This window comes from Epilithonimonas lactis (genome assembly GCF_900110605.1).
Classification (GTDB): Bacteria; Bacteroidota; Bacteroidia; order Flavobacteriales; family Weeksellaceae; genus Epilithonimonas; species Epilithonimonas lactis.
Genome location: NZ_FOFI01000003.1, coordinates 719,606 through 737,007 on the forward strand (window position 1 = coordinate 719,606; position 17,402 = coordinate 737,007).

A 17,402-nucleotide genomic window follows, 5' to 3' on the forward strand; every position below is an offset into this window, starting at 1 on the left:
TGAGCCGCTTTTAGGGTGAGCGCAATTCCGAATTCTGGTGAGTGCAATTCCGAAAATAGAGTGACCGTAATTCCGAAAAGACAACTGTTTTAGGGTGAGTGCAATTCCGAATTCAACTTTCTATTTTCATTCATTTTTAATACAATACTCGTAGTTATCCACATTTTTTTATGGTTATCCATATTTTTAGTGAGTTTTGAATTTCGGAGTGAGCGCAATTCCGAAATATCACTCAAAAATTTTGGCACTTTAACACTTTCTTAACCTCAGTGACCGCAATTCCGAATTCCGGGTGAGCGCAATTCCGAATTCAAATAATTATCGGGTAACCATTTGGTAATAATTCTCCCATTTTTGTACGTCGATAAATTTGTATAATGTGTTCCTGAATTTCATTCAGAAACAAGTTTCCTTGAAATTCCGTAGATTTAATTTCTTTCAATCGAGCTGTTCGGATAAATTCTTTGAATGCCTTTTCTATCAAAACTCTGGTTTGTGGAACGTTTCTGTATTGATGGGAAAACTGTAGCATTTCATTAGCGTGCAGACCATATCTTTTTCTGATGTAACTTAATCTTTGGGCAATTTTTTCACTATGGTCAAGATACGCTTCGCTTGATTCCAATTGTTCTCTTGTGTTTCGAGATAAATTGTTGTTCGAAATGGTTTTGGTTAAATAAGGAATAATAAAAATTGAATCCCCTCTGTACTTGTAATTGAAGGAAAGCGTATTGAATGTATTCAAACTGATTCTTGCAGGTTTTAAAAATTTGAAGCAAAAATCCTTGGAAGTTTTATACTTCAATCCAAATTTCTTGTTCAGTGTTGAGAGTTTTAAAACAGCTCCATTTTCAGGCAGTTTTGCAAGCCAGATAGCGAAAATAATATGCTTATTGTTCCTGATATTGTACACCAAATTGTACAAAACGTAATTGTATTCCGGAATAACCATCAGTTTTTTAAGCCAATAACTACTGATTAAAAACGTGGTGTAACCTCTCTGGTCATAACTAGGTATAGAAATTAGTCCACCAAAAGTTTTGATTTCCTTGCCTTTGGAATTAGTGGATTTATACCAGCTCATTTTGAACTTCGTAAGAAATTCATAAGCATCTACCACCTGCTTTGTAGATCCGCTTGGCGAAATTTTATTGTTCCTGATTTTTATGGAAGCGAAAATATTGTTCTCGGTTTCAAACTCTTCATCGAATAAGGAAAGTTGTTTAGGTCGGTCTTCCGGACGAAATTGCTCATTGCTGATAATAGAAACAATATTAAATATCACCCTAAGAGCATTGATGGGAATATCCGCAGCCTCGTGACCTTCGAAAATAAAATCGTCCACGAAATGGTTTCCCAACCGAATTCTCTCAGGATTTACTTCATTATTATTTTCAAATTCCTTGCGGATTAACCGTAAATCCTTTTCCGGGACAGCCATAACATTGCTTTAAATTGGGATTGAAATTTTTATTCTTCTTGATACATTTTAAATGATTACTCGATTAGTAATTTTATATCAACTCGATTTTCTCGCTTACGAGGGTTTTGGCTCCTTCATTGAGGTTATAATATTTGTAAATATTAATGCCTTGACCTTGGAAGACCCTTTTCTCGACTTTACCGAAATTTGGGATCTTCACTTTTTGAATTCCTTTGTACTCGGCAAGCATTCCGTTGATGGTTACTTTTTGACCGGGTTTTAAATCTGATATTTTCATAATTTAATTTTTTAGTGTGTTTTTACCCTAGACATTTGCCTAGGCTTCAAAGGTTGCCGTTTTGGGATTTAGGACGTTTGATATCCGGAATGGATTGAAGTGAAAGTTGATGGCTTTCCGTTTGACTTTTCATAAAAGGTAACGTACTTTTCAATGAAGATCTCCAGTTGGTAATAGGTCTATCAGAACTATTTTTCCATCCATTCTTTTTCCAATTCTCATATTTCGATTGTATTTCAGAATCTAACTCAGGCTCGTAAATTTTTAATGTTTCCGCATACGTCATAAATTCTTCCAAAGACGGAATATTTTCATCGTTCCCTTTTTGATTTGTTGGTTGTGGTTGTGAGGATTGTATTGTTTGCGATAAATAGCTTTCAATTTCCTGATCAATGGTGTTTTCAGAAAAATTTTGAACGGGACGATCTGTAAGTAATGAAACTCCGGATTCTACTGTTTTTTGAATAGATTCCTCCTTTCCAATTTCTTTTTTTCTTACCATTTCAGGCTCAGAAATTTGTGAAGGATAATCTCCTATTAACCTGTATTTACACGCAAGTCCGCTTGTTGTTTGGTATTGAATCAATCCTAAATTCCGGAGTTTTTCTTTAGTGGATTTTACCGTTTTTCTAGTCACCCCTAATTCTATGCTTATGACAACATCAGAAATTTGAAAATCACAAGAGTCATTGTCAGAACCAATTTTCAGCAGGTATAGGTACATTGAAATTCCCGTTGTTCCAATTGATTTTTTTTGGTTAAAATCCCAAAACCGCTGCATTAATTCAAGGTGATGCATCTTATTTTTGTGCGAAAAGCGCTAATGCCTTTTCCTTATCAATGATGATAATGTTTCCTTTTTGAATGATGGCGTCATCCAACAGTCCTGAAGATTTTATTTCTGAGGCTTTCGAAATAGAACATCCCAGCATTTTCGCCAAACCTTTCAATCCATATTCATATTTTTTTTCCGAATTAATTTTTTTGGAAACCTCCAAAAATTCTTCAACAGTTAGTCTCCATATCGGAGTTTTGGGATCTATATTCTTCATTTGTTCTTAATTTATAGATTTTTTCAGTTCAGAGATCCAATTCCTCGCAGCAGCCTGCCAGCATTTCATCGGTTTCTCATTACTCAATTTCCAGTTTTTAAATCGATAAAAAGAAAAAAAACGATCTGCCTCAGCAGATGGGAGATCCCGTTCAGTAAAATATAACTCAACTTCATTGAACACCGGAACTAAAAACCGAATCTCATCTTTTAGTAAGAAATTTTGATTTTGAGATATTTTTTTTTCACCTGCTTTTTCAGTGCCAAAATCAATGATCTCGACCAAGCTTCCTTTGTATGAGTTATAACTTGGTGAATACCGTATAAATCCTGCGCGATAAAGTTCTCTGATGCATTTATGGTAGGTAGCGATTGACCTGATCTTACTTAACTTCATCACATCTTCCCTGCTGATCCGAAAAGGATTCTGAAACCGGTTCAAACTCCAGAACTGGAAAAGTGAAACATACATACTGATATGAGAGGGATACAATCGATCATCTTCAATAACACGCTCAAAAAAGCCGATGATATTTTTATTATTCTTCATAATTCCGTATTAAAAATTATTGTTTTTTATCCGCGAGTAATTTTTGGATGTCTTTATAATTGTAATACAAGGAGCCTCCTATCTTGCTGTACGATAATGTTCCATTGATCCTCAGATTTTGTAAGGTTCCTGAAGATATGTTAAGAAGCTTCTTGACCTCAGAACTCCGAAGCCATAATTTTTGCTCGGTCGTCTTACCCTTGAGTAATATTTCAATGCCTTCCAATAGTTCAATTTTGAATTGCTGAAGGTCTTCTTTGGTGATAATAGATATTGCCATTTGTCAATTATTTTGTTCGACAAAATTTCAAAATCACGCTTAATATCTTTCGGTAGTTTCTCGGTACTACCGAAAGACTCTTTTGTACATCCTTTGAATACAGAGTCTTAGATCAATGGTTACTGGTGATTAAACTGATTTTTTTTGAAATTGGAAAAAAAACCTCCAATGCATTGCGATAAGCAACACTTTTATTGGATTATAATTCAATATTTATATAAATTTTTTATTCCTTCCCATTAAGACTATAGTTTTCCCGACATTTTTAAGAATTAGCTTGATCGAATTCAAATTAGCTTGAAGTACTTTTAACTATCATCTAAGTAGAAATCTCTTTGATAATGGTGTGTGTAAAGTTTCTCTATGAATAAATCACACAGAAGATCTTTCGGTAGCTTATCGATACTACCGAAAGATTACAATTACAATTCCTATGAAATACTATTTCATAGGTCAATTGTTGGAATTATAAACGATAAGGACTCTTAATTTATAGTACATCAAGATTAAGGCAGCTTAAGATGTTATAAGTTTTAATAGGTGAAAATAGAATATGGTCTTATTTGAAATTGGAGAATTATGTGTAGAAACTAATTGTTCTCCTATAGGTCTAAGTCATCCAAATACTGATTAAAATTATGCTGAAGCAATGACAGAAATTTTGTTCTATCCGTTTTTCTTAACCGTATTTCGCTGAATGTTTTATGATAATTCCCTAAACCAATATTTAATGAATTTTCTGCCCAACGGAAAATTTCCGCCAGATCTGAATGACCTCCATTAAAACACTTCGTTTGATGAAGTGCATACAACAGCTCAATAAGGGCAACTTTCGGGGCTGTCCATTCCAGATTCTTAATATGGTCAATAGAGTTTTCTTTACTGTCTTTTGAATCAATTTTATTTGTTAAATATTGTTCAAGAAGATCATTTGCCATTATTTGAGACACAATATGGTCGTGGGAAGTGGAAAATTCCTCATCATAACTGTACAATTCCGGACTGAGCTTCAACTTAAAATCAAATTTGAACCGAACGAAATATTTTTTGTCCAAGTATGTAGATTTACGACGATAATAACTGATGAATTCTCTTTGCTCATTATAGAAATATAAAAGATTGGATCTCTCGTTTTCATAATACGATCTTAACGCCTGCGAATCAGCATAGGGTTTTGAGGCTTCTATGGCAAGCACTTTGGAGTAGTAAATATAAACTGCTACGAACTGCGGTTTGGTATTTTTAAAGAAATATATTTCGTTACTCCAGTCCGGAAATTGATATTGGCGCAATAGGTCTTTCAATTGTCTTATAGAAGCGTCTGTTTCCATCAGAATTTCTTCTGCCCGAATCACAATATCATTCTCACTTCTGTTGATCTGATCCACTGCCGTTGTAAGATCTTTCCAAAGCTGATCCACTTTTTTTTTAAAATTTTGTCCGTTCATACGTTTTTCAATTTTTTGTTAACGTAAAAATCGGGCTAAAAAATAATAAAGTCAGGTCTTCTTTAATTCTTCCTGTCTCATTCTAATAAAATCTCTAGGCCTGATACTGTTGATCTCGAGAAAGTGTGCTGAGAAGATCTGCCTGTTCGCCATCCCGCATATTTTGGCGAGTGTTTCAATTTTATAACTAAGATATATAGTTTCCTCTACAAGTAAATTGGTGATATATTTGATTCTTAAAGCTTTAAGGTATGTTGGAAATGTTACATCAAAGTGTACATTGAGTACATACGATAAATGGGTGCGGTTGCTTCCTATCATTTTGGCAACAATGTCAAGTGTTAAATTCTGCTGAAGAAATTGTTTTTCGTCTTCAAAAATCTTTAGATTTGTTTTGATGTCCTCGATAATTTCTGAACTGTATAAGTCTAAACTGTTTTCATCAGATGAAGCGGGTGCTATGACGTCGAAAGTAATGGTTTCTTTTGAGGTATTTAATTTTTCCAGCACTTCCTGATACCTGGCATTCAATTCCTTTTCTCTTTTCCTGAACCTCCAAATTAAAAAAAACAAGATTACCAGTCCCGCACCAATGAAAGAATATAAAATAACTTGATGACCTCTGATCATCTGCTTCTTCTCTTCTATTAAATTGTCCGTATCATACTCGCTATAAATTTTGTCCGTGAGCATCACAAAGTCAGCATTAATAATGGAGTCGGCCTTTAACAACTGATCCGCGTAATATATCTTCCGTTCAGAATTCCCATTTTTTTTAGCATCATCGATCAGATACAGGTAACTTGATCTGATCTCAGGGGTAATAAACCAAAATTTATTAACCAGCGAATCAACTTTATTAAAATAGTTTAACGATTCAGCTCTGTTTCCCTTTGATCTATATAGTTTCCCTATATAAAAATAGACGCTCGTCAAGGAAGCGTAATCCTGATTGTTGCTCAGAATATCTTGAGACACTTTAAAGTGCTTCAATGCTTCATCTGCTTTTCCCTTTCTAAGTAACTGCACTCCCCTTCCTTTCTGGAAGTACCCAAACTCAATCATCAGCTCGCTGTTGTTATGAAGCCTTTCCAGCCCAATATTAATGAGGGAGTCTTCCTTATGATATAATTTCAGATTTCTATAACAAGTGCTTAAGCGATAAATACTGTTAAAATAACCTGATTCATTATTGAACCTGATGTTCCGATCTAAACTCTGTTTGGCATTTTTTTCAAAAAAATCAGCTGTCTCTTCAAAATGTAAGGCTGCATATTTATAGTATCCCAAATAGCTTTTGATCATTCCCAAATGATAGATGATCTTATTTTTAAGGTAACCATCTTTTGAATTTTTTGAATATTTGAATGCTATTAAATATTCTTCTAAAGCTTTTTTATATTGTCTTAGATTATAGTAATAAATAATTCCTTTTCCTGCGTAGGCTCTTGCGATCTGATCCTGGTCGTTTGATTTTACAGCGGTGACAATGGCACTGTCAGCGTATGATAATTTTCTGCTGGTTTCTTTGCTGTAATAGATGGCTTCTTCGTAACCTCGGATTAGTTTTTTAAGGTTATGGTCATTTTTTGCTTTGTCAATGTACATTTTGACAAAAACCATTGCTCTTTCGTCATTCTCTGAGTAGGAATTGATCAATCGGGAAATCTCCTTGTAAGATTGTTGTTGTATCTCTTTACCTTGTGTCATAAACACAAACAAAGTGAACAATAGTGGTAAAATTCTATTACAATAATACATTATGATAAGATATATTCAAATTTAATAAAAAAGACACAATTAAACGCTTTTTCAAACTTTACAATCAAAACAATAAACTGATTATCAATGATATACAAATAAATTTTGTTGGTAGAATTGATCAATAGTGACATTTAATGTATCAATTGATGCAACAATAGTTTTTTTTAATTCCCTAACCCTCCTAATTTCGACATCAGAATTCTAATCAATATCAACAACCGGCCGGGATAAATTTTAAAACCATTATTAAAAAAATGAAAAAGTATATCTCACTTTTAAGTCTAACAGCTATGCAGTCTTGTGAAAGAACCGAATCTGTTTCTGACATGACAGAACAGAAACAACAAAGTATTGAAATTCCAAACAATAAAGAATCTTCAAAGAATGCAGATGGATCTTCAGAAACAAATGGCTCTAATAATTTTGAGACCGGTGATGATGATGAACCAAAAAAAGATAAGCAGCACTGGAGGATAGTGAAAGATACGATCTGATAAATACGACTTCTGCTAAACTGAAACAGTTTCAAAAAATGGAAAATCAGAAAGTGATCTTAAGTACCGGAAAGAAGTGTACCGAAAGTGGAAAATGGGAGATTGAAGGAAGAATAAGCACTGCAGTTTACGTTTCAAAAGGCGAAGTAATGCCCGCCTACTGTGGAAAAAATGTCAAATGGATTTTAGTCAGAAAAGGATAAAAAAGAAAACTATGAAAACCTTCAGAACAAGATTTATAGAATTTGTCAGCTATTTTTTCATATTGCTCTTCTGCTATGCAAGTATCAGTAAAATGATGGATTTTGAAAATTTTCAGATTCAGATTGCACAATCTCCCCTATTGAGTGCATTTTCAAATGTCATGTCTTACGGAGTTCTAGTCATTGAACTTGCAATATGTATTTTATTGATCTTTGAGAGATCCAGAAAAATCGGATTATACAGTTCTTTTGTTCTGATGGTTTCATTCACTGTATATATCTACATGATACTGAAATATAGCGAGTTTATTCCTTGCTCTTGTGGTGGAATCTTAGAAAAAATGGATTGGAAAACCCATCTGATCTTTAATATTGCCACTGTTATCATAGCTGCTTTTGCAGTTATTTTATATTCAGATTCTAAACGACAGGAGATTTTTAAATCTGTGAGTCTGCTGCTCGTCTTATCAATAGTAAGTTGTTCAGCAATTATTCTGATGTACAGACAATCAGAATTTATGATCAAAAAGGAAAATAATTTTACACGAAGGTTTTTACAGCATCCGATAACAGAAGAAAAACGGTCCAATCTTCAGATCAACTCCTATTACTTTGCGGGCATTTCAAAAGATTCAGTATATCTGGGGAACTATACCGCTCCATTTCTACTGACATCAACTGATTTGAATTTTAAAGCAACGAAAGAAAACAGGGTATTACCGGATCGTTACAACTTTGATTTTAAAAGAGTACAGCTGAAAGTGAATGCCCAGAATTATTATCTGTATGACGGAAGTGTTCCTGTAATCTATCAGGGAATCTTGGGAAATCATCAAGCAAAGACCTTGAGCTTAGGACAGGCGTACTTTAGCCAATTGGTGAATATCAGTAAAGATGCCTTTGCAATCAGCACTTATTTCAAAGATTCAGAAAAGCAGACTTTAGGATTGTTGAATCCTTTGCAGAAAAATCCTCTGAATCTGAAATCGGGAATTCTTGGAAAAACCAATGACGGAATCTTTGATACTGATGGACAACTACATTTTGACCCGCTCACTCAGATTGCTGTTTATGTACACTATTACAAAAACCAGCTCTTGATAATGGATGACCATCTTACCGTCAAAGCGAAGTATAAAACCATTGATACGATAAGCATTCCGCAGATTAAGGTTTCTGAACTTTCGGACGGAAAAAAGAAGATGAGCAAACCCCCATTGAAAGTCAATAAAAAAGCATTTGTATATGCAGGTCTGCTATTCATAGAATCAAATCTCATCGGAAAATTTGAAGACAGGGACCGATGGAAAAATTCTTTTATTATTGATGTTTATTCAACTGTAAAACAAGGATATATCGGAAGTTTTTATCTACCAAATCCCAAAAAGGAAAAAAAGGTACAGTTTCATATTACAGATCAGCATCTTTATGTATTAACAGGAAATGAAATCATTAAATATCGTTTTGCGCAGAACATCACTCAACATTTCATTGCAGGGGAAGCCGAAAACCTGAACCAAGAGTAGGCACCAAATTTAATTTTACATCATGAAAAAAATGAGAAAAATCGCATTGCCCTTAGCAGTTTTGCTTTTAGGCGCAGGGAGTGCGTACGCTACAAGCGTTGTGAAAAAAAACAGTTTAGTGGAAAACGGTTATCGTTTTGATCCGTTAGCACCTGTTGAAAAATGTATTATGACGGAAAAGTCATGTCAGGCTGATATTTTAGGTGAAGTATGTACCTGGTCAGACGGAGTCAACACTCATAATCTATTCCAAAATGCAGGCGGAACCTCGTGCGGGAATCCACTGTATGAAATTCCTAACTAATTAAAAAGGTGAAGGGTGCTACAACGCACCCTTCATTTGTTTATCAATCCATTCAACACCATTCTTACCTTTCAGAAAATAATCCAGCCATTCAAGCATTCTTACAGATAAATCTTTTTGTGCAATTTGTTGAAGAAGCGAATGACCTTCTTCCTGATAGAACAATGCTATCACAGGTTTGCGGTATTTTCTTAGAGCAACAAATAATGAGCGGGTTTCCTCACGGTCTACATTACTATCTTTTTCGCCTGTCCAAAGTAATATGGGTGCTTTAACCTCCGAAGCAAAATACAACGGATTGTTATCCATGTATTTTTGTTTATTTTCTACAAAGCTGCCACCCATACGCATTTGACCATATTCATACCGCCAATAGTCAGGACTTCCAAAATCGTAATTGAAAGAAAAAGGAGTATGAACAATGTCCGACACCGATGCTCCCGAAATAAATGTAGCAAAACGATCTGAGTGCGTTGCGATAAAGTTGGTCTGATATCCCCCGAAAGACTGTCCTGTCAATGCAATTCGCCTCGCATCTACTTGTTCTATTTTTACCAATTCATCCAGAACATTATGAATAGACTCAAGTGCTGAAAGACCTGATCCTTTATCTGCGTATGTAATATCCGGAATGAGCACCATATAGCCTGATTCCAATAGCAACCTTGCATTAAAGCCTCTCCCGTTTTTTAATGTCGGAAGCAAAAAGGCTGATGTACCTTTCTGCTGTTTTTCGTAAATATTAAGTACGACAGGATATTTTTTACCCGGATCATAATCATGTGGTAAAAATAAAGTTGCAGTTAAAGATTCTTCTGTTGCTCCTTTGTAAAACAGCTGAATTTTTCTTATTTTTTCTGCAGTTTTGTCATGAGCATTGGAAGTGAATACGATATGATCTTTCTTTCGTTTTTGTTTAAATACAATGGATGGCGCTTCATTGTAATTTTCTTTCGTCCACACAAAATTTGAATGATTATCTGTATAGGTGAAATTTCGTATTTTATCTGTAGTTTCAGCTATAATTTTTTTTATTGTACGATGATCCCACTCTACATATGATTTCAACAAATCACCTTTTGAAATGCGAAATAAATAATTATTGTCAGGCACTGAAATAATTTCTCTAGGAAGCCCTTCCGTAATCTTTTGGTGTTGACTGTTGATAATTTCAACATTGTCACCATCTAAAGTTACTTTCCTCTCCAGTTTGCCGTTCAAAATATTTTGTTGCCATACATTATTACCTTTTACCCAGGTAATAAGCTCAGTTCCTTTAAAGTATGGCGAAGCTTCAGGATCTGATATTTGTTTTTTAGTTTTCAGGGTAAATGTGTTTACAAGATTCCAGCCATTATTATCAGCCGTAAGAACCCATTTTCTATCAGGTGAAACATACAGTCTTTCATCAATCACGCAAAGAAAACGATGTTCATTTGATCTTGAATTCCATACAAACAAGGAATCTCTTTTGGGCATGAAAAAATCATCTTTCTTATCTACAAATGATTGGTCTTTCTTTATCTTCAAAAAATTACCGGAATTTCCAATCGCTATTTCTGTATGAAACATCGAATCCATCGGAATTACTTTACCTGTTTGGGGATACCACAAAAAATTTTCTTCAACCTGCATATCTTTAATATGATGAGTGAGATCTTTTTCAACGCCGTACCAAAACTCTAAAAGTTTTTTTTCTTTCGGAATCTTTCTGATTAGCTTGATAAATAATGCATCAGGATCTGATGAATAGTCAAGATTTACGTAATGGTAATTTTTACTCCGCATCAAATCAAGGTTTCGAGGAATCTGTAAACCATCAACACAATGCTTCAATGTATATTCATGCTTGTCTTTACCAAAGACGGTATATCCTCCTTCCGTAGCAGTGCCTTTCCATACTTTCAAGACTTCATCGAACGCGCGGGCTATGATCTTTTTATTTTTTGTATCAACCCTCAAAACGTCAGTCTCATTTTGATCATTTTTCTGAAAAACAATGAGTTCTTCATCAACAGTGCTATATCTAATAACATTTTCTAACTCATGAATCTTTCTGCCGTTTTTACCGTAAACTTCCAGTCTGTTATTTTGATGCTCATCATAATGAATCAAAAATAAAGATTGCGGTTTCATCTGATCAATCGTCTTTACATGATCTTTTGTTTCAATAGTTTGATCTATTAGATTAATTAGTTCTAATTGCTCACCACTCAAAAAAGCGAATTTTTCACTACCCATAAAAAATGAAGTCCTGATTGATTTTCGTTCAAACTTTTGAGTCTTATCATGTACATTTTGTAAAATGTACATCGGCGATTTACTTTCATATTTCATCAGCCAGCTTACCCATTTTCCGTCATCAGACATTTTCAGAAAATCAGGAACTTCAGCTTTTTCTGCCAATGCTTCCAATTTTTTCAAATCATGTTGCCCGTTGAGTGGTAGTGGTAACAATAGAAAAGTAAACACAATGAGGAGCAACAATATTTTTTGAATCGTATTTACTGTCTTATTACTTTCAAGTATGTTTTCCCTGTTCTTCATCATATTTTTCCAATTTCTATTCATCATCAATATCCTGTATTTTGGGGATTAAGGTTTGGATTAAGCAGCAGTTCTTTCTGGGGTATCGGCCATTGAGCATGGTAGCTTTTCCAATTGGTTTTTACAGGAATCAACTGATCAAGCAATCCCCATCTTTTCAAATCAAAAAAACGGATGCCGTGTTCCACAAAAAACTCCCTGCGTTTTTCTTCTCTCAATTCTGCGGTTGCTGCTGAAACCGTCAGTGAAGTGCTCAATGCTGGTAATCCTGCCCGTTGGCAGGAACGGTTGATATACGGAACGGCTTCTACTGCTTTATTTTGCTCGATCAGGCTTTCCGCCATCATGAAATTGACTTCGTCCAGACGATAGATTATTGAATATTCATTGGGATTATTGACCGCAAGGTTTTTATATTTTGAAGAGCGGTAATTGAGCTGTTGGTTAAAAGGTACTGCCGTGATATAATGCTGTCTCCGCAAATCTCCCGAAGAAAATGTATTGATGAGATTCAGATTGAGAACAAACGATAAAGGTGCGCCTGTAAAGTTATACAGTGATGCCTCTTTGGTCGCATCATTCGTGTTTTTTGGCTTCAATTGCCAAATGATATGGGTTCCATTTTTTTGAAATACTTTTGAAGGGTCGGTTTGAAATGTATATTGAGATGATTGCAATACCGTACTGCAAAGCACTTCTGCTTCCGCCCATTTCTTCAGTAGCATTTTCATCTTTGCCAATGCCATATATCCTGCAAATTTGTTGGGATAGATTCTTTCTGCATTTCTGTAAGCGGATGGTAAAAGATTAACCGCCTCAGACAAATCGGTTTCTAGTTTTATGAGTAACTGATCTTTATTCATTCTGCCCAATTGGCTGTTGATGACATAATTGGTTGTTTCTGTGTAAGCTATTTCTCCAAAAATCTGATAGAGATTAAAGTAGATGATAGAGCGCACGAATAATGCTTCACCTTTGATTCGGTCTTTGGATGCCTGGCTTAATGATTTTGAATTGGTTACCCCTTCAATGATGCTGTTGGCAGCATAAATCTGCCCATAAGCATTCGTCCAAGCCGTCGTTACAACGGTATTTGTAGCCACCTGCTGATTGTTTGCTATATCTAAAATACCGTTTGATCCTGATGTGTACACACAAGTCAGATCATCAGCATACGTCCCCATCAAAGCACCCATCCCGTCGATGCCTCCCGAAATAAGTGAGTTAGTCCAAAGTCCTGCATACAGTCCTGCCAATGCCGCTTCAGCGGTTTGCTCGTCTTCAAAAACAACTTCTGTCGGAAGCTGGTTATTGGGAAAATCGGTTTCTACAAATTTTTCGCAGGAAATTGTGGTAGTTAGTACAGCAGATAATATTGCTGCCACAATAATATGTTCTATTCTTGTTTTCATTTTTTCAATTTTTTAAAGATTTAATTTTTATTCAATTCTTAGAATGTGAAATTTTTACATCATCTGACTTTTAATTTTCACAGAAAACCTACATTCAACAAGTCTCAAGTTCTTAAAGGATTAAATTTTACAGTATCTAATTATTGCTTCTATAAAACTTTACCTTTTTACATTGTCAGATTCTAAAAAGTTTAACATTTTAAAAGGTTAGCTGAAAGCCTAGTGAGTAGGTCTTCAGTGGCGGTAAATATCCTGTCAGTACAAATTCAGGGTCGACCCCAAAATATTTAGTAAAGGTCAAGAGGTTTTGTCCCTGCACATAAATCATCGCTTCTCTGATTCCGAATTTCTGAACGGGAATGCTGTAATTAAGTTGTACATTTTTCAGTCTGATGAATGATGCATCGCCAATGGCAGCAGTAGAATTTTGGAACAAAACGTGCGAAGCATTTTTCTGCGCATTCGCTCCTGAACTGTACGGCATATACATTCCCGAAGGATTTGAAGGTGACCAAACATCCAAAACTTCTACAGGCTGATTGTTCATAGAACCCGGTACCAGCATCTGACGATTATAATTCCAGTTTCTCTGCTTCACAAATTGCCAAAGAAATGATGCCGACCATTGTCCGTAGCGGAAATTGCTCAACCAGCCTCCGAAAAATCTCACGCCTATTCTTTCAATCACTTTATTGTCATTGGGAGAATTGATCTTTCCGTCTCCGTCAAAGTCGGTAAATTGGTATAATCCTGTTGCCGGATTAACCCCTTCAAACTGATAGACTTTAACAAGTGACATCGGATATCCTAAAACATACTGATTGGCATAGGTTGATCCTTCCAGATTGGGAAATTCCAGTAGCTTACTCTGCGGAACAGAAAGATTGAATGACGTGTCGTATTTGAACTTGCTTTGTCTCAAAACCTGCATCGATGCTTCAAACTCCCAGCCTGTATTCTGAACCTTTGCAGGAAGATTCGACTGTATCGTAACAAACCCTGTCGTCGCAGGCAATGGAATACCGACCAATTGATTGGATGATGTATTGTTGTAATACGCCGCTGAAAAATTAATTCTGCTTTTCAGAAATGATAATTCCAGTGCTACTTCTTTTTTGAGTGTTTTCTCCCAGCTGAAATTGGGATTGTACAGTCTTGAAGGATTCAGAGCGGTGATGTTGTTGTAGATATTGGATGAAATCGTATAGGTATTGAGATACTGATAATCTCCAATCCGGTCATTGCCGGAAGTTCCCACACTTCCTCTGATTTTGGCAAAGTTTAACCACGGGATATTTTTCATCCAGCTTTCCTCTGAAACAAGCCACGCTGCACCCACTGCACCAAAGTTTCCGAAACGGTTGTCGGGACCAAAACGGCTTGAACCGTCCCGTCTGCCTGTAAGGTTGACAATGTATCTTTTCATGAATTGATAATTGATTCTTGCAAACGCAGCATTGTAGTAATACTGGTTTCTAACCTGATCACTGATGACTTTTGTTTTGGCTGCTCCCAAATTCTGAATCAGGGCATTGCTCTCAAAGCCATAACCTTGTATTGAACCCTGATTGGTTTCAGATTGCTGTAATGTGGTTCCCAACAACATTTCGAGGCTGTGGTTTCCCCAGCTTTGATTGGCAACCAATTGCGGTTCCAGAATATAAGAGAATGTGGAACTGCTGTTTTTAAATGAAGTGGAACTTGCGCTCGTCAATCCTGATGAGGGATTGTACATCGTATGGGGCTTGAGTGAAAACTCTTCAAAATTCTGATACGTTAAACCTCCGTTGAATTTTAGTGTAATGAACGGAAATAAGCGGTACGAAATCTGCGCTCCGCTGTTTATAAAGTTGGAAGAATTGAGATACTCGCTTTTAAAAACACCCAGAGGATTCGTAAACGTATTGTTCTCCCAATTCAATGAACCATCCTGATTGTAGAGTGCTGGAGCATTCGGACTAAGAGTTAAACTTCTCTTTGTTAAATCATCATTCAGGACATTGTTACTTTGAAACGAAAAGGTATTGCTGAGATTGACTTCCAGTTTTTTATCAGGTGTTCTGTAACTGAAATTCCCTGTTAGATTATTAGTTTTGTATCTGAAATCTGCAGGAAATACCGTTGTCTGTTCGTTATGTCCGTAGCTGATTAAGTAGGAGGTGTTTTCAGAACCTCCGCTTAAAGAAAGCTGGACTACAGACGCATCTGCCGTATTACCAATGAGTTCTTTTTGCCAGTCGGTGTTTCGGGTCTGATCCCACACACCGTTGAAATCATACGCTGCCGCAGGAATTGTGGAGATGCCGTCATTCTGAAATGCTTCTTTTCTGATCTTAATATACTCATCAGTGTTCAGCAGCTTCAATCGGTTGGCTACCGTACTGAGAGAATAAGAGGTATTAATCTTGAAATCGGTTCTTCCTTTTCTTCCTTTTTTGGTCGTCACAATGATGACTCCGTTGGCACCTCGTGATCCGTAGATTGCCGTGGCATCGGCATCTTTCAATACCTCGAAGCTTTCTATATCATTGGGATTGATGGAATTTAGAGGATTTATGGTAGCGTATGGTAAAATTGCAGCACTGTACAACGAGGGAGTTTCTGAAAGAATTGGAACACCATCAATAATATACAATGGTTCATTTCCTTCTCTTCGGATGCTGTTCTTCCCTCTGATCTGAATATCAAATCCTCCGCCCGGAACTCCTGAATTTTGGGTAATGCTCACGCCCGACATTCTACCCTGTGCAGCGGAAAGCACATTGATAACAGGTTGGTTTTCGATGTCTTTTGAAGAGACTTTGGCAATGCTTCCTGTTCTTTCTTTGTCTTTGACTTTATAATACCCTGCGTTGAGAACGACTTCCTCTATCTCTTTTTCTTTACCTAATGAGATATTGACGTTTATCCTACTGCCTAAAGTGATTTTTCGTTCGGGATAGTCCGGATGGCGGTAAATAATTACGGGTTTCTCTCCCGATACCTGAACACGGTAAACGCCTGCTGCATTGGTCACAGCCACTTCTTCACTACCCTCCTGGAATACGGAAACTCCTTTGACTGGCTGGTTATTTTCCGAGACAGTGCCTGTAATGGTGCGCATCTGCCCTATTGCTACGCCGGAGACGAGCAAGGTGAAGCCAAAAGCCAATTGAAGATGACTTAGGCTGCAAAAGTTTTTTTTCATACTTTTGAATAGGTTTAATTCGTTAGACTTTGCTCTTTCCTACGCTAGCGGTCAACTTTTGTGGAAAGGGCTTTTGTTTTTCTATGGTTACATTCTACTTTCTGTTTCTTGAATATGTTTTCAGCGTATCTACTTGATGATGCTTGGGAGGAAGCTTCAGTAAGGACATATCAAAACCTCCTTCCCAAGCACATCTTGAAATAATATGAATGAAATTGTGTCCCGTGTAAGCTGTAAAGCCGCAATGAGTTTACTCATTGTAAAGTGTCATTTCTAATAAGAAAACATTCTATTGAAATCTAAAAACAGCCGTAACCATCTGCATTATTCAGACCGTTGAATTTTTTTGTCTTCAGTATTAAATTCCCTTCGTTCTGAAAATAATTTGGAATATCAAAAGAAAGCGAGTACTTTTAATGTGCGAGATTAAATTGTAGTCTGGCTTTCCTTTTACTTTTAAAGGAATTTCGGAGTTTGTCGATAATAGCCAGGTAATACCAATCCAGCATTTTGCAAGCAAAACTGGCATAAAGCCGTATTTTTTTTCTGTTATGCTGGCGGACTACTCCGGTGGGCAAATTAGAAGAATGGTTGAAAATGTCGTCCTCATAAATATTATTTTTATATATGGAACGATGCTTTTAGATATGAGAATTATACGCAAAAATAGCATGCGGCGGTCTCACACTCTAGAATCAGGGCGACCAACCCACTTTAAACCGAAGATTAAAGTTTCCACCTAAAGTATACGTGAGAACCGCTCGCATGCCGTATACAAAAGTAAGAAACTTTTAGACATGGAGCGATTTCACGAGGTTCTCGATGGAAAATTGGTCTTTTTGATTCGAGATACATCGTTCATTTTACCTTGTTGAAGGTTAATGATTTATTCGCTAAAGCAAAAATAATAAATAT

15 protein-coding genes are annotated in these 17,402 nt (G+C 36.1%); 4 read left to right on the forward strand and 11 right to left on the reverse strand.

Features of this window, described 5'->3' with window-relative positions; genetic code table 11:
• Nucleotides 1-310: 310 nt before the first annotated feature.
• The 8 genes from BMW39_RS12885 to BMW39_RS12920 all read right to left on the reverse strand — a co-directional run bounded on the left by BMW39_RS12885 (nt 311) and on the right by BMW39_RS12920 (nt 6,811).
• Nucleotides 311-1,441, reverse strand: a complete 1,131-nt coding sequence (locus BMW39_RS12885) for a hypothetical protein (RefSeq protein ID WP_034975993.1) — start codon at nt 1,439-1,441, stop codon at nt 311-313.
• Between the two features lie 73 nt (nt 1,442-1,514).
• On the reverse strand, nt 1,515-1,721 hold the full coding sequence (locus BMW39_RS12890; RefSeq protein WP_034975996.1) for a hypothetical protein: 207 nt from the start codon (nt 1,719-1,721) through the stop codon (nt 1,515-1,517).
• A 46-nt stretch (nt 1,722-1,767) separates the two neighbouring features.
• Nucleotides 1,768-2,520 carry a ribonuclease H family protein gene (locus tag BMW39_RS12895; protein ID WP_034975999.1) on the reverse strand — a complete coding sequence of 251 codons (753 nt, stop codon included), beginning with the start codon at nt 2,518-2,520 and terminating at the stop codon, nt 1,768-1,770.
• A 1-nt stretch (nt 2,521) separates the two neighbouring features.
• A complete protein-coding gene (locus BMW39_RS12900; RefSeq protein ID WP_034976002.1) occupies nt 2,522-2,773 on the reverse strand; it encodes a DUF3853 family protein in 252 nt (83 codons plus the stop codon).
• A 6-nt stretch (nt 2,774-2,779) separates the two neighbouring features.
• Nucleotides 2,780-3,322 (reverse strand): hypothetical protein, encoded by a 543-nt coding sequence (locus tag BMW39_RS12905; protein WP_034976004.1) that lies wholly within the window; start codon nt 3,320-3,322, stop codon nt 2,780-2,782.
• A gap of 16 nt (nt 3,323-3,338) precedes the next feature.
• Nucleotides 3,339-3,602 carry a helix-turn-helix domain-containing protein gene (locus tag BMW39_RS12910; RefSeq protein ID WP_034976006.1) on the reverse strand — a complete coding sequence of 88 codons (264 nt, stop codon included), beginning with the start codon at nt 3,600-3,602 and terminating at the stop codon, nt 3,339-3,341.
• Nucleotides 3,603-4,204: 602 nt separating this feature from the next.
• The gene (locus BMW39_RS12915) at nt 4,205-5,050 is read right to left on the reverse strand and encodes an RteC domain-containing protein (protein ID WP_034976009.1); all 846 of its coding nucleotides are present in this window, start codon (nt 5,048-5,050) and stop codon (nt 4,205-4,207) included.
• A 51-nt stretch (nt 5,051-5,101) separates the two neighbouring features.
• A complete protein-coding gene (locus tag BMW39_RS12920; RefSeq protein ID WP_131474322.1) occupies nt 5,102-6,811 on the reverse strand; it encodes a helix-turn-helix domain-containing protein in 1,710 nt (569 codons plus the stop codon).
• A 257-nt stretch (nt 6,812-7,068) separates the two neighbouring features.
• Between BMW39_RS12920 and BMW39_RS12925 the strand changes: the two genes are divergently transcribed.
• The 4 genes from BMW39_RS12925 to BMW39_RS12935 are packed head-to-tail and all read left to right on the forward strand — an operon-like array spanning nt 7,069 to nt 9,341.
• On the forward strand, nt 7,069-7,308 hold the full coding sequence (locus BMW39_RS12925; protein ID WP_040995566.1) for a hypothetical protein: 240 nt from the start codon (nt 7,069-7,071) through the stop codon (nt 7,306-7,308).
• Nucleotides 7,309-7,346: 38 nt separating this feature from the next.
• Nucleotides 7,347-7,511, forward strand: a complete 165-nt coding sequence (locus BMW39_RS19325) for a hypothetical protein (RefSeq protein WP_155859112.1) — start codon at nt 7,347-7,349, stop codon at nt 7,509-7,511.
• Between the two features lie 11 nt (nt 7,512-7,522).
• A complete protein-coding gene (locus tag BMW39_RS12930; RefSeq protein ID WP_034976018.1) occupies nt 7,523-9,037 on the forward strand; it encodes a MauE/DoxX family redox-associated membrane protein in 1,515 nt (504 codons plus the stop codon).
• Nucleotides 9,038-9,068: 31 nt separating this feature from the next.
• Entirely contained in the window at nt 9,069-9,341 is a 273-nt protein-coding gene (locus BMW39_RS12935; protein ID WP_123882498.1) for a hypothetical protein, read from the forward strand.
• Nucleotides 9,342-9,359: 18 nt separating this feature from the next.
• Here BMW39_RS12935 and BMW39_RS12940 read toward each other — a convergent pair whose 3' ends face one another.
• The 3 genes from BMW39_RS12940 to BMW39_RS12950 all read right to left on the reverse strand — a co-directional run bounded on the left by BMW39_RS12940 (nt 9,360) and on the right by BMW39_RS12950 (nt 16,487).
• Nucleotides 9,360-11,915 carry an alpha/beta hydrolase family protein gene (locus BMW39_RS12940; protein WP_081780172.1) on the reverse strand — a complete coding sequence of 852 codons (2,556 nt, stop codon included), beginning with the start codon at nt 11,913-11,915 and terminating at the stop codon, nt 9,360-9,362.
• On the reverse strand, nt 11,915-13,300 hold the full coding sequence (locus BMW39_RS12945) for a RagB/SusD family nutrient uptake outer membrane protein (RefSeq protein WP_034976025.1): 1,386 nt from the start codon (nt 13,298-13,300) through the stop codon (nt 11,915-11,917). The genes BMW39_RS12940 and BMW39_RS12945 overlap by 1 nt, the downstream gene beginning before the upstream one ends.
• Nucleotides 13,301-13,499: 199 nt before the next feature.
• Nucleotides 13,500-16,487 carry a SusC/RagA family TonB-linked outer membrane protein gene (locus tag BMW39_RS12950; RefSeq protein ID WP_034976027.1) on the reverse strand — a complete coding sequence of 996 codons (2,988 nt, stop codon included), beginning with the start codon at nt 16,485-16,487 and terminating at the stop codon, nt 13,500-13,502.
• Nucleotides 16,488-17,402: the final 915 nt, after the last annotated feature.